At 64.3% G+C, this 12,064-nt stretch carries 10 protein-coding genes; 2 read left to right on the forward strand and 8 right to left on the reverse strand.

Annotation, left to right across the window (positions count from 1 at the left end; translation table 11 throughout):
• Window positions 1-177 precede the first annotated feature (177 nt).
• Both ACFMO3_RS04745 and ACFMO3_RS04750 read right to left on the reverse strand, forming a co-directional pair.
• Complete coding sequence (locus ACFMO3_RS04745; protein WP_376789288.1) at window positions 178-1,446, reverse strand: ABC transporter substrate-binding protein; 1,269 nt, start codon at window positions 1,444-1,446, stop codon at window positions 178-180.
• Window positions 1,443-2,483: a LacI family DNA-binding transcriptional regulator gene (locus ACFMO3_RS04750; protein ID WP_376789289.1), complete on the reverse strand. Its 1,041-nt coding sequence runs from the start codon at window positions 2,481-2,483 to the stop codon at window positions 1,443-1,445. The genes ACFMO3_RS04745 and ACFMO3_RS04750 overlap by 4 nt, the downstream gene beginning before the upstream one ends.
• Before the next feature lie 300 nt (window positions 2,484-2,783).
• On the opposite strand from ACFMO3_RS04750, the gene ACFMO3_RS04755 reads away from it, so the two are divergent.
• Entirely contained in the window at window positions 2,784-3,587 is an 804-nt protein-coding gene (locus tag ACFMO3_RS04755; RefSeq protein ID WP_376789290.1) for an ABC transporter ATP-binding protein, read from the forward strand.
• A gap of 21 nt (window positions 3,588-3,608) precedes the next feature.
• Here the strand turns inward: ACFMO3_RS04755 and ACFMO3_RS04760 are convergent, their stop codons facing one another.
• The 3 genes from ACFMO3_RS04760 to ACFMO3_RS04770 are packed head-to-tail and all read right to left on the reverse strand — an operon-like array spanning window position 3,609 to window position 5,449.
• On the reverse strand, window positions 3,609-4,265 hold the full coding sequence (locus ACFMO3_RS04760; RefSeq protein ID WP_376789291.1) for a PHP domain-containing protein: 657 nt from the start codon (window positions 4,263-4,265) through the stop codon (window positions 3,609-3,611).
• Window positions 4,252-4,959, reverse strand: coding sequence for a (d)CMP kinase (gene cmk, locus ACFMO3_RS04765; protein ID WP_376789292.1), 708 nt, complete (start codon window positions 4,957-4,959; stop codon window positions 4,252-4,254). Before cmk ends, ACFMO3_RS04760 begins: the two co-directional genes overlap by 14 nt.
• A gap of 52 nt (window positions 4,960-5,011) precedes the next feature.
• Complete coding sequence (locus ACFMO3_RS04770; protein ID WP_376789293.1) at window positions 5,012-5,449, reverse strand: VOC family protein; 438 nt, start codon at window positions 5,447-5,449, stop codon at window positions 5,012-5,014.
• A 140-nt stretch (window positions 5,450-5,589) separates the two neighbouring features.
• Here ACFMO3_RS04770 and ACFMO3_RS04775 point away from each other — a divergent pair, with 140 nt between their 5' ends.
• On the forward strand, window positions 5,590-7,056 hold the full coding sequence (locus ACFMO3_RS04775; RefSeq protein ID WP_376789294.1) for a menaquinone biosynthesis decarboxylase: 1,467 nt from the start codon (window positions 5,590-5,592) through the stop codon (window positions 7,054-7,056).
• A gap of 78 nt (window positions 7,057-7,134) precedes the next feature.
• Here ACFMO3_RS04775 and ACFMO3_RS04780 read toward each other — a convergent pair whose 3' ends face one another.
• The 3 genes from ACFMO3_RS04780 to ACFMO3_RS04790 all read right to left on the reverse strand — a co-directional run bounded on the left by ACFMO3_RS04780 (window position 7,135) and on the right by ACFMO3_RS04790 (window position 12,024).
• On the reverse strand, window positions 7,135-9,603 hold the full coding sequence (locus tag ACFMO3_RS04780; RefSeq protein WP_376789295.1) for an ATP-dependent Clp protease ATP-binding subunit: 2,469 nt from the start codon (window positions 9,601-9,603) through the stop codon (window positions 7,135-7,137).
• A 282-nt stretch (window positions 9,604-9,885) separates the two neighbouring features.
• Window positions 9,886-11,085 carry a 30S ribosomal protein S1 gene (locus ACFMO3_RS04785; RefSeq protein ID WP_376789296.1) on the reverse strand — a complete coding sequence of 400 codons (1,200 nt, stop codon included), beginning with the start codon at window positions 11,083-11,085 and terminating at the stop codon, window positions 9,886-9,888.
• 138 nt (window positions 11,086-11,223) lie between these two features.
• A complete protein-coding gene (locus ACFMO3_RS04790; protein WP_376789297.1) occupies window positions 11,224-12,024 on the reverse strand; it encodes a biotin--[acetyl-CoA-carboxylase] ligase in 801 nt (266 codons plus the stop codon).
• Between the last annotated feature and the right edge of the window lie 40 nt (window positions 12,025-12,064).

The following is a 12,064-nucleotide window of genomic DNA, read 5'->3' on the forward strand; positions in this document are numbered from 1 at the left end:
GGAATGAGCGCAGCCTGCGAATCGGTCCGCCTCTATCCCCTGGCCTTTACAGAACAATCGCCGCTCGACCTCCTAGAAGGGAGGCCGGATAGCCTCTCCCCGCGGCCCCTCAGGCCGCGGGGAGAGGGAGAACGCGGAGAGACTGGAGGAGAGCTCCCCGGGATCCAGAGGAGCCCGCTATCGAGTCGGGAAGCGAGCGTCCAGGGTGCGGAGCACGCTATCCAGCGCCTGGGGGCGCACCCAGAGGAGCTTCAGCTGATCCCAAAACGTGCGCTGCCAGTCCCCGCCCACCGTGTCATCCAGGTCCGGGACGTTCGGCCGCTCGATCTTCGCCAGGGCCTCCGCCAGGGCTCGGTCGGCCGGCGGGTAAACCTCGGGGGAGATATCCTTGCGGCTGGCGAGCTTGCCGCCCTGTTTGGCCCGGATCTCCATCCCCTCCTTGCTGATCAGGAAGGCAACGAGCTGCTTGGCGGCCTCCACATTCTCGCTGTATTTGGGGATGAAGGCCCAGTCAGTGCCCCCCACTACCCCGCGCGCCCCGGGCAGAGTGAACACGCCCAGGTCGTTCGGGTCCTTCACCATCCCGGTCAGCCAGTTCCCCATGAAGAACAAGCCGTATTCCTCATTCCACCAAAGGTCAATGGCCTGGGTCCATTCCACCGGGTCGCTGAAGTATTTGCCGAGCAGAGGGACCAGGCGCTCAGCGAAGATGGCGCGGACCTGGGGATCGGTGAACCGGGCCTTGCCAGCGATCAGATTCTCCTGGAGCTCCGGCCCGCCGAAGGTGATCAGAAAGTGCTCCACGATGTCGCTCAGCGGCCAGCCCACACCATCGCCGCTGATGATCGCCTTCTTGATGCCGGGGATCTTGGAGATCTGATCCAGGAGGGCCAGGAACTCCTCCCACGTGGCCGGCGGCTTCAGGTTATGCTTCTGGAAGAAAGATTTCTTATACCAGAAGCCGGGCTTCACAAAGAGAACATAGGGGACAGCGTAAACCCGGCCATCCACAGGGGCGGGCTGGAGCACGAACTGATCGGCCTCCTTCTGCCATACGTCCGTGAGATCCACCGCGTGATCTTTGTTCTTCCGGATCCACCAGTCCCACATGAAAATCACATCACCCGGGGCCTGCTTCGCCTCAAACTGAGGAGGCAAAATCTGCGAGAGATCCTCCGCCCGGTAGATCCGGTAGCGGATCTGAACGCCGAGCTTCTCCTCCGCCGCCTTCAGGACAGGGAGAAACTGGTCCATCTCTGCGCCCGCCCAGGGGCCGATGACGGTCAGGGTGGGGATCACCTTGGTGACCTCGACGGTCTTTTCGACCGGCACCGTCCGCTCAACGACCCGGGTCTCCACGATCCGCTCAGGGGTCGGCGTGGCGGCCGGCACACAGGCGCTGACCGCCAGCATCAAAACCACCAACACAAACCCGATACGTTTCATGCTCCACCTCCCGCGCCACAGGATTGACGGATCACCAGCCCGGTGGCCAACCGGATCGTTGCGATCGGAGGCCTTCCCTCCTGAATCCACTGAAGTAACAGCCGGCCCGCTTCCCGCCCCAGATCCTCTGCCGGCAGGTGAACGGTGGTGAGCGGTGGATCCACGTAAGCAGAGAGCGGCACATCATCAAAGCTCACGAGAGCCAAGTCCTGGGGAACCCGCAGGCCGTGGCGGCGGATGGCCAGAAGGGCGCCAAAGGCGACCACGTCGCTGGCCACAAAGACCGCGGTGGGGGGATCCGGAAGTTTCAGCAATCGCTCCATCGCCGCCGCGCCGCTGGCCGGGGTGAAAGCCCCCAAGGCGACCAGGGTTTCATCGTAAGGCAGGCCCGCCTCCTCCAGGGCCTGACGATAGCCGAGCCAGCGCTCGTAACTGGCCGTATACGATAACGGCGCGTTGGTGATCAACCCGATCCGTCGATGGCCCAGCCGGACCAGATGATGCGTGGCCATGGCGGCTGCCTGCCTGTTGTCCACATCGACCGAGGGGAGCGAAGTGCCGGCCAGATGACCCAGGAGAACCACAGGCGTTTCCTGCCCCCAGCGTCCCAGCCACTCCCGATCCTCAAAGCGCGGACCAGAGAGGATTAGCCCATCGACCCGACGCTCCTGAAGCAGGCGGGTCGTTTCCTCAGGAGCGTGATCAGGGGCAAGGGGGAAGAGCAGCAGATGCAGATTCGCCTCTCGAAGGACATCGCTCAGGCCCCGCAGTACTTCTGGAAGGAAAGCATCGGCGAAAACCTGATCGGGGGTCTGACGCATCACAAAGGCGATCAATTCGGAGCGCCCGCGGACGAGATGCCGGGCTCCCGCGTGGGGACGGTAGTTCAGGCGAGCCGCTGCCTCCAGAACCCGCTGCCGGGTCTCCGGAGGGATCCGGACATCCGGGACCCCGTTCAGCACCAGCGAAACGGTGGTCCGGGAAACCCCCGCCAGTCGGGCCACATCCTCAGCGGTCGGCGATCGTCGCTTGATCATCGCTTGCTAACACGCGTTAGCATCAAGGTTATTTTAGTAATTGGTTTGATTTATGTCAAGTAAATCGAGCAAGATAAACCCAAAGATCTCCCCTGCGCTGCGATGTGCCGCAGGGGAGGGGAAAGTGGAGCGGCTCGGAGGAGTCTCCACAACCGGGCGGCGGGTCTGTTCCAGAGGAGATCTTCAGCTTTGCGGAGGCTGGGAGAGACATTAGACTGAAGGGCAAAAGGGATCGGGGGCTATGAGATCCTTTATATCCATCGAAGCGGAAGATTCCCTGGGGAGGCGGGACCGCCTCGGATGTGGACATCCATCGCCTGGGAAGCGGAGGGAAGCTCCATGCTCCGGGTAGAGCGTTTACGAGTCGCCTATGGGGATCAAGTGGTCATCCCGGGATTAAGCTTCTTCGTGGAGCCGGGCCAGGCGCTGGGATTAATCGGCCCCAATGGCGCCGGAAAGACCACGGTGCTCCGCGCCCTGAGCGGCGTGATCCCCCTTCAGGCCGGCGCGATCTTCTGGGAGGACGTTCCGCTGCATACGCTTCCACCGGAACATCGGGCGCGGTGGATCGCCGTGGTCCCTCAGGGGGCTTCGCTTCCCGAGGCCTTCACCGGGGAAGAGGTGGTCTCCTTCGGGCGCACTCCCTACCTTTCCTGGCTATCCGCGCTCTCCGAAACGGACCGGATGCACATCGAGCAGGCGATGATCCGGACGGAAACGCGGGCGTTTGCAGAGCGGCTGGTGGGGACGCTTTCGGGAGGGGAGCGTCAGCGCCTGCTCATCGCCCGCGCTTTCGCTCAGACCCCACGCATCCTGCTGCTGGATGAGGCCTTCGCCCATCTGGATCTGAAGTATCAGCTCCGGCTTCTCCAACTGATCCGCCGGATGCTCTGGACAGATCGTATGGTGGGGGTGCTGGCGATCCATGATCTCCATCTGGCGGCCCGCTTCTGCGATCGGCTGCTGCTGTTGAAAAACGGCCGGGCGCTGGCTTTCGGGCCCCCGGAGGAGGTCCTTCAGCCGGCCCTCCTGGAAGCCGCTTATGAGATCCCAATGGGTGTGGAGCGCCATCCGGAAGCCGGGTGGTTGATCTGGCCGGCCTGAGAGCCCCATTCCTCCAGGCTCTCAGGAGGAGGCCAGCCGGGCACGGCGCCACTTCGCCCACATGGAAAACAGGTGGACCCACACCGGGCTCAGACGGAGGGTGGGGCGGGCATGGCGCAAGGCTTGCAGGAAACCCGCCGCGTCTTCGAAAGGCGGAAGGGCCGTCCACGCTCGCCCCAGCTCCCAGAGGGTGTGGGCGTCGCTGCCGGAGAAGCCCGGCTTGCCGAACCGCGTGGCCAGCGCTGCGGCGCAGGCATTGTCGCCCGGAAACACGCAGCGCGCGTTGAAGATCTCCACCGCGTCCACCATAGGGAGCACCGCCTCGGCGACCTCCCGGCCCACCGCGGAGCCCCGCGCCCGGTCACAGGGATGGGGAAGCGCCACCACCCCGCCCTGCTCCCGGATCCGATCGATGGTTTCCACCAGGGGAAGACCTTGCGGAATCTCCCGCTCGATGAAGTAAGCAAGCACCTCCCCTTCCCGGGTGCGGATCTCCTCGCCCACGATGATCAGATCCGGGGCCCGTTCCTTCAGCCGCAACGCCCCCTGGATGGTGTTGTGATCCGTCACCGCCACGCGGTCCAGGCCTTTCCGACGGCAGGCGGCGAGGAAATCCTCGAGGGAAACCAGGCTGTCCGGCGAGCAACGCGTATGGGCGTGGAGCTCAACCCGCCACATGGGATGTCTCCTGACACCGGGCTTCGAGGAGGGCCAGCACGCGCTGGAACACTTCCTCAATATCCATCGTTGTGGTGTCCAGGACCACCGCGTCAGGGGCCGGGCGAAGCGGCGCGACTTCCCGCCCCTGATCCAGAGCGTCTCGCTGCCGCATGGTCTCCAGGACCTCCTCGAAGGACACAGCTTCTCCACGACCCTGAAGCTCCCGATAACGACGCCAGGCCCGGGTCTTTAGATCCGCGTCCAGATACAGCTTGAAATCGGCCTCAGGAAGGACCACCGTTCCGATGTCCCGCCCGACCATCACCACCCGGCCCCGCAGCCCGATCCAGCGCTGACGCTGGGTGAGGGCGCGACGGACGCCTGGATACGCCGACACCTGGGAGACCGCCGCGTCCACCTCCGGGCTTCGCAGGGCCCACGTGATATCCTCTCCCTCCACCCGCACGGTATAGGGGCGGCCATCGGCCTCGGTAGGAGGCAAAAGGTCCAGGTCCAGGGTCTCGGCCAGACGGGTCAGGGCCTCTTCGTCCGTCACCGGGATGCCTCGCTGCAGGGCGGCCCAGGTCACCGCTCGATACATGACCCCGGTATCGATGTAGGTGTACCCGAGATGAGCCGCCAGGCGCTGAGCCAGCGTGCTCTTCCCCGAAGCCGCCGGCCCATCAATGGCAATTCGCAACGGTCGCCCCATCGCGAAGGATGCCCCTCCGAGAGGATCGGCGGATCGTTCCAGGATAAAAGGATCAGCTGTCCGGAGCGCTCCCCTCCAGGGGCCCCGCCTCGCCCTCCTGCGGGGCTTTCCGGCGGCGGGGAGATTTCGGAAGCAACGATTGGACCACGTGCAGGGGATTCCCATCCAGATCATAGAACGTCCCCAGCACCATCACGCCCGGGATCTCCACCAGATCCCCGACCCGGACCCCCTGGCGCTTCAGGCGGTTGAGGACGCGCCGGGCGTTGCGCACCTCAAAGAGCGCGCCGCCTCCGGCGTTCCCCCCCGGTCCCTCCGGGCTCTGATGCAGCAGGATCCGCGGCCCACGAGGCGGGCCAAATTCCACCCAGCGCCCTTCCGGATCCTCCCCGCGCACCGGCAGGCCCAGGGTTTCCCCGTAGAAGGTTTTGGCCCGCGCCAGATCTTGCACCCGATACAAGACCCCTTGAACTTTACGCACCACAGGCATCCTGACCTCCTTCGTGCTCCAGGTTACCTCCATTATAGCGACATTGGCCTGGTCTAAATAGCAATTGCGGATCGGTAGATTATCGGGAGAGCTACGGTATGATAAACCCAGATCCTCATAACCGGCGAGGAGATGATCCGATGGCTTATCAGGATCTTCGGGATTTCCTCAACCGTCTGGAACAGGCCGGGGAGCTGGTCCGCATCCGCACACCGGTCTCTGCCGAGCTCGAGATCACCGAGATCGCCGATCGGGTGATGAAGAGTCCGCCCCCCCGCAACAAGGCCCTCCTTTTTGAAAACGTGGACGGCAAAGGGATCCCCGTTGCCATTAACCTGTTTGGGACCCGACAGCGCATGGCCTGGGCGCTGGGGGTTGAAGACCTGGAGGAGCTTCGAAAGCGGCTGGAAACACTGCTGCGCCCGGAGCTCCCTCAGAGCCTGGGGGAGGCCTTTGAACGCCTGGGCCAGGTGCTGGGGACCCTGCGGCGCATCGGGCTAGGCCCCCGGCGGGTCTCCCGGGCGCCCTGTCAGGAGATCGTGGAAACCGAGCGCCCATCCCTGGATCGCCTGCCGATCCTGAAATGCTGGCCCAAAGATGCGGGCCGCTACATCACCCTAGGCCAGGTGATCACCCGGGATCCCCGCACTGGGAAACGCAATGTCGGGCTGTATCGTCTCCAGGTTCACGATGAGCGCACCCTGGGGGTCCACTGGCAGATCCACAAGGGCGGCGCGGAGCATGAACGAGCCGCCCGAGAAGCGGGGGTGGAGCGGATCCCCATCGCCGTGGCGCTGGGAGGGGATCCCGCCTGCATCTGGGCAGCAAGCGCGCCGCTCCCTCCAGACATCGATGAGTATCTGCTGGCCGGATGGCTTCGGGGACGGCCGGTGGAAATGGCCCCTTGCATCACCCAACCCCTCGAAGTCCCTGCCCATGCGGAAATCGTCATCGAGGGCTATATCGATCCTCGGGAACAGCGCATGGAGGGCCCCTTCGGCGATCACACCGGCTATTACACGCCCCCGGAGCCCTTCCCGGTGATGCACATCACCGCGATCACCCACCGGCGGGATCCGATCTATCCCGCCACGATCGTCGGCCGCCCACCGATGGAGGATTACTGGATGGGCAAGGCCACGGAGCGGCTCTTCCTCCCGCTGATCCGCCTGTTCCTGCCGGAGGTGGTCGATTACAACATGCCGGCGGAAGGGGTTTTCCACAACCTGGTGATCGTCAGCATCCGCAAGCGGTTCCCCGGGCATGCCCGCAAAGTGATCTTCGGCCTGTGGGGCCTGGGGCTGCTGAGCCTGGCCAAATGCATTGTGGTCGTGGATAGCTGGGTGGATGTGCACAACTTATCTGAGGTGGCATGGCAGGTGCTGGGGAATGTGGACTGGAAGCGGGATGTGGTGATTGTGGAAGGGCCGGTGGATCATCTGGATCATGTCGCGCCCGTGCGGGCATATGGGGGAAAAATCGGCATCGACGCCACCGCCAAGGGGCCTGAGGAGGGGCATCCCCGGGGCTGGCCCGAGCGCATCGAGATGAGCCCGGAGATCCGGGCGCTGGTGGATCGACGGTGGGAAGAATACGGGCTCCCCTAAGGCCCGAGGAGACCCACCGGGTAACTCCTGCCTTTTAAAAAACCCGGGGGCGCGTCCTGCGCCCCCGGATGCCCCTGCTTATCCTTCCACGATCAGCGCCGGCGGTGGGGTCAGCTCCTCGATCCCCTTCGGGCGGAAGGTCAGCCGATCGCCCTCCACGTCGATGATCACCGTATCGCCAGGGCCGAAGCGGCCCGCCAGCATCCCCTCTGAGAGGGCGTCCTCCACCAGGTTCTGGATCACCCGGCGCAGCGGCCGCGCGCCGTATTCGGGATCGTAGCCCCTATCGGCCAGGAAGGCCTTGGCCGCCGGCGTGGCCTCGATGCGCAGGCGGTGCTCCTGGAGACGGGCCGCCACTTTGTTCAGCTCCAGGTCCACGATCTTCAGGATGTCCTCCCGGCTCAGCGGCCGGAAGACCACCACCTGATCTACTCGGTTCAGGAACTCCGGCCGGAAGACCTTGCGCAGCTCATTGAGAAGCTTCTCCCGCATCTCCCGGTAGCGCCGCTCCAGGTCCACCTCCTCCTGTTTCTGGGTGGGGAAGCCCAGGTGCGCCTTGCGGATGGTCTCCGCGCCGATGTTAGAAGTCATAATGATGATCGTGTTGCGGAAGTCCACCTTGCGGCCCCGGGCGTCCGTCAGCCGGCCTTCCTCCATGATCTGGAGGAGCATGTTGAACACATCGGGATGGGCCTTTTCGATCTCGTCGAAGACCACAATGCAATAGGGCCGCCGACGCACATACTCGGTGAGCTGACCGGCGTCTTCATAGCCCACGTAACCAGGGGGCGCTCCTACCAGGCGGGAGACGTTATGGCGCTCCATGAACTCCGACATGTCCAGTTGGAGCAGTGCGTCTTCGGAGCCGAAGAGGAACTCCGCCAGGGCCTTGGTGAGCTCGGTCTTGCCCACCCCGGTCGGCCCGAGGAAGATGAAGGAGCCGATGGGACGGCGGGGGTCCTTGAGGCCAGCACGGGCCCGCCGCACCGCCCGGGAGATCACGCTGATGGCCTCATCCTGCCCCACAATGCGCTTCTTAAGCTCCTCCTCCATCTGGAGAAGACGCTGGGACTCATCCCCGGCGATGCGGCTGACCGGGATGCCCGTCCACATGGAGACCACCTCGGCGATATCCTCCGCCGTGACCCGAGGTCCCTCCTCGGTCTCGCTGCGCATCCGCAATTGCTGAAGCTGAGCCTGGAGTTCCTCCTCTCGGGCTTTGAGATCGGCCACGTCTTCGTAACGGCGTTCGGCCAGGGCTTCCTCCCGCTCGCGCTGCACCGTGCGCAGCTCGGTGTATACCTTCTGAAGGCTCGGCCAGCGGGAGGCCTTATACATCCGCACCCGAGCTGCCGCCTCATCGATCAGATCGATCGCCTTGTCCGGGAGATAGCGTTCGGGGATATAGCGCGCGGAGAGCCGGGCAGCCGCCTCGATCGCCTCATCCGTGATGGTTAACTTGTGGTGTTCCTCGTAGCGATGGCGGATGCCCCGCAGGATCTCAATAGTTTCTTCAATCGTGGGCTCCTCTACCACCACCGGCTGGAACCGGCGCTCGAGCGCCGCGTCGCTTTCGATGTATTTGCGATACTCATCGAAGGTCGTGGCGCCGATGCACTGGATCTCTCCCCGGGCCAGGGCCGGCTTCAGGATGTTGGCCGCATCCACCGCGCTCCCCGCCGCCCCGGCGCCCACCAGCATATGCATTTCATCGATGAACAGAATGCAATCGGCGCTCTTGAGCTCCTCCAGCACCCGCTTCAGCCGTTCCTCGAACTGGCCTCGATACATCGTCCCCGCCACCAGGGAGGCCACATCCAGCTGCAGGACCCGCTTGCTGAGGAGCGGCTCGGGGACCTCGCCGGCCACGATGCGCTGGGCCAGCCCCTCCACGATGGCCGTCTTGCCCACCCCGGGTTCCCCGATCAGCGCCGGGTTGTTCTTGGTCCGGCGGGAGAGAATCTGGATCACCCGCTCGATCTCCTGTTCCCGTCCGATGACAGGATCCAGCTTCCCCTCCTCAGCCAGGGCGGTCAGGTCGATGGCCAGCTGATCGAGCAACGGCGTCTTCGGGCGCTCCCGCCGGGGTCGGGCGGCTGCCGTCGTCTCCTGGATCGCCCGATTGGTTTCCCGCCGGATCTGCTCCAGGGACAGCCCCAGACTCTTGAGGATATCCACCGCCATCCCATCACCCAGGCGGACCAGCCCGAGGAGGAGATGTTCGGTGCCAATGTAATGATGCCCCATGCGTCGGGCCTCATCGACAGCCAGCTCGATCACCCGACGGATGCGGGGCGTTAGGTCGGGCTTGCTATGGGGGGTGCGGCGGCCAGGCCCTGACATCCGAAGGACCATTTCCTCCACCTTCTGTGGGGTGACGCCCAGGCGTCGGAGCACCTGGCCGGCGATGCCGTTCTCTTCCTTGACCAGGCCCAGGAGCAGGTGTTCGGTGCCGATGTACGTGTGGTTCAGGCGTTCGGCTTCCTCCTGAGCCAACGCCAGCACCCGCCTGGCCCGCTGGGTAAATCGATCCAGCTTGCTGGACACAGCGCCCTCCTCCAAACCGACTGCAAAGTTTCCAGAGGCGAACGCGCAGCCGGCTCTGATGTTAGTATAACACGTCGCCCCTTTTTCAGTTAGTTCAGGGATCCCATGGTTGACCATTTGTCGGAGAGACAACAGAGCGCACCACGACCACCCCTCAAAGGCCGCAAACCCCATTCACTGGCATGGAATCCTTAAGCTCGATGCTTCGGGTTGAGATAGAGAAAGCGGGGCGCCTGCAGCGCCCCGCTCACTCCCTCCCCAAGCCTTCCACCGTCGAGGGGATTAGGAAGATTCCCCCGCGCTCCCCCTTTCCTCCGCTTGCAGGCGGGCCTGGGCCATCTCCCAATCCAGCATCGCGTATTCAGGGGAAGCCACGCGACGCAAGCTGAGGGCCAGGCGCCGGTTCTCCCGATCGATCCGGATCAGGCGCACCACCCGCTCTTCCCCTTCCCGAACCACCTCTTTGGGATGATGCACTCGATGTTCGGCCAGCTCAGAGACGTGGATCAGGCCCTCCACGCCCGGGAACTCCTTCAGCGCCGCGAAGGCTCCGAAATTGGTCAGCCGGGTGATCACGGCCTCGACCAGCTGCCCTTCCCGGAGTTGAGCCACCGCCTGCTGCCAGGGGTCCGGCTCCACCCGTTTGCGGCTCAGGGCGATCCGTTTCCGCTCCCGATCCACCCGGATCACTTCCACCTCAACCTCCTGGCCGACAGAGAGAACCTCTCGGGGATGGTTCACCCGATGCCAGGAGAGCTCGCTGATATGGATCAGACCCTCTGCGCCGCCCAGATCGACGAACGCTCCAAAGTCCGTCAGGCTGATCACGCGCCCTTTCACGCGCATGCCCGGCTCGAGACGGGCGAGCAGCTCTTCCTTCTGACGACGCCGAAGCTCCTCCTGGGCGGCTCGCTCCGAGAGGATCAACCGGTTGGCCTCCGGATTCACCTCGATGATCCGGACATGGATTTTCTGGCCCACCCGGCGCTTCAGCCGCTGCTCCACAGGCAGTTTTTCCTCCCCCACCTCCTGCGGAACCACCTGGGATGCGGGAATGAACCCGCGAAGCCGGCCGACCCTCACCACCAGCCCGCCCTTGTTATAACTGTTGACCGTGAGCTCCAGGATCTCTCCTTCCTCCATCATCCGCCGGGCTTGCTGCCAGTCCTCCTCCATCAGCGCCCGTTGGAGGGAAAGCAGGATGTTCCCGCTGCGATCCTCGGGATTCACCACCTGGACCTGGATCACGTCTCCCTCTCGCAGGACCTCCCGGATCTCTTTGGGCACCCGTTCCAGCTCGCGACCTGTGATCACCCCTTCCGCCTTCATTCCGATATCCACCAGGATCTGCGTCGGGGTGATCTGCACGATCGTCCCCTGCACGATATCCCCCCGCCGAAGGGAGGAAGGGGCCATCTCCAGCCATTCGCCCATCTCGGCCATAGCGCTTTCGGGGCGGTCCTGCTGGATCTCTTCGTTCATCACGGAGCCTACTCCCTGATGGCAGATTCGAATCGTTGGACCGCGGAGCGCCGCGCCGGCTCCGCAAAAGGCTTTCCCCCATTATAGTCAGTCCGGTGGGATTCCGCAAAGATAACTAACGGAAGCCATGATCCTTGATCACCAGCGCAGAGAGACATCCCCCACCCGGAAATATTCCCGATGTCCATCGGGCAGGCGCAACCAGAGTCCGCCCTCCGGGCCGACGGATTCGGCAACCCCCTCCCAGACCTTCTCGGGAGTGTGGATCCGGACCGGGCGGCCCAGCATGATCAGGCGAGCCGCCCAGCGCTCCAGCACACTGGCCCCTTCGCTCCATTCGATATACAGGCGGACGAAGGCCCGCAATAGGCCTTCCAGCACGACCCGCCGAGGGACCACATGCCCGATGGTCTCGCAGATGCTGCCCATCGTCTCGGCGAGTTCGGGAGGCGCCGCTGCGAGGGGAGTATTCACATTGATCCCGATCCCAATCACCGCGAAGGCAGGGGGAGCCGATTCCACCAGGATCCCACCGGCCTTCCGCCAGGCGGACACGGGGATCTCCCGATTTCGATCCGGAGGGATCATGATGTCGTTGGGCCATTTCAGGCCCACGGGACAGCCAACCGCCTCTATGCTTTCCACAGCAGCCAGCCCTGCGATCATCGTCAGCTGGGGCCAATCTTCAGGCAGGCGGCGCGGACGCACCAGGATCGAAACGGCCAACGCCGTCCCGGGCGGGGTCCACCAGGAGCGCCCGGCCCGCCCTCGCCCGGCCCGCTGGGCATCAGCCAGCACCACCACGCCCTCCGGGGCCCCCATTTCCCCCAGATCCCGGGCGATATCATTGGTGGAACCCACCTCTTCATAGAGGTGGAGATCCTGTACCCATGGAATCCTTTCCGCTATCTGAAGTACTTCCGCAGGATCCCAGCCCATCGCGCTCCTTGGCCTCTGGAGACTTTAGGAACGTGCGGGA

It is taken from the genome of Thermoflexus sp. (genome assembly GCF_042408815.1).
In the GTDB taxonomy this organism is placed as follows: Bacteria; Chloroflexota; Anaerolineae; order Thermoflexales; family Thermoflexaceae; genus Thermoflexus.

What these genes read in the sequence shown, in the direction of transcription:
- ACFMO3_RS04745 (WP_376789288.1), bottom strand. Translation starts at nt 1,446, where the DNA reads ATGAAACGTATCGGGTTTGTGTTGGTGGTTTTGATGCTGGCGGTCAGC.
- ACFMO3_RS04750 (WP_376789289.1), bottom strand. Translation starts at nt 2,483, where the DNA reads ATGATCAAGCGACGATCGCCGACCGCTGAGGATGTGGCCCGACTGGCG.
- ACFMO3_RS04755 (WP_376789290.1), top strand. Translation starts at nt 2,784, where the DNA reads ATGTGGACATCCATCGCCTGGGAAGCGGAGGGAAGCTCCATGCTCCGG.
- ACFMO3_RS04760 (WP_376789291.1), bottom strand. Translation starts at nt 4,265, where the DNA reads ATGTGGCGGGTTGAGCTCCACGCCCATACGCGTTGCTCGCCGGACAGC.
- cmk (WP_376789292.1), bottom strand. Translation starts at nt 4,959, where the DNA reads ATGGGGCGACCGTTGCGAATTGCCATTGATGGGCCGGCGGCTTCGGGG.
- ACFMO3_RS04770 (WP_376789293.1), bottom strand. Translation starts at nt 5,449, where the DNA reads ATGCCTGTGGTGCGTAAAGTTCAAGGGGTCTTGTATCGGGTGCAAGAT.
- ACFMO3_RS04775 (WP_376789294.1), top strand. Translation starts at nt 5,590, where the DNA reads ATGGCTTATCAGGATCTTCGGGATTTCCTCAACCGTCTGGAACAGGCC.
- ACFMO3_RS04785 (WP_376789296.1), bottom strand. Translation starts at nt 11,085, where the DNA reads ATGAACGAAGAGATCCAGCAGGACCGCCCCGAAAGCGCTATGGCCGAG.
- ACFMO3_RS04790 (WP_376789297.1), bottom strand. Translation starts at nt 12,024, where the DNA reads ATGGGCTGGGATCCTGCGGAAGTACTTCAGATAGCGGAAAGGATTCCA.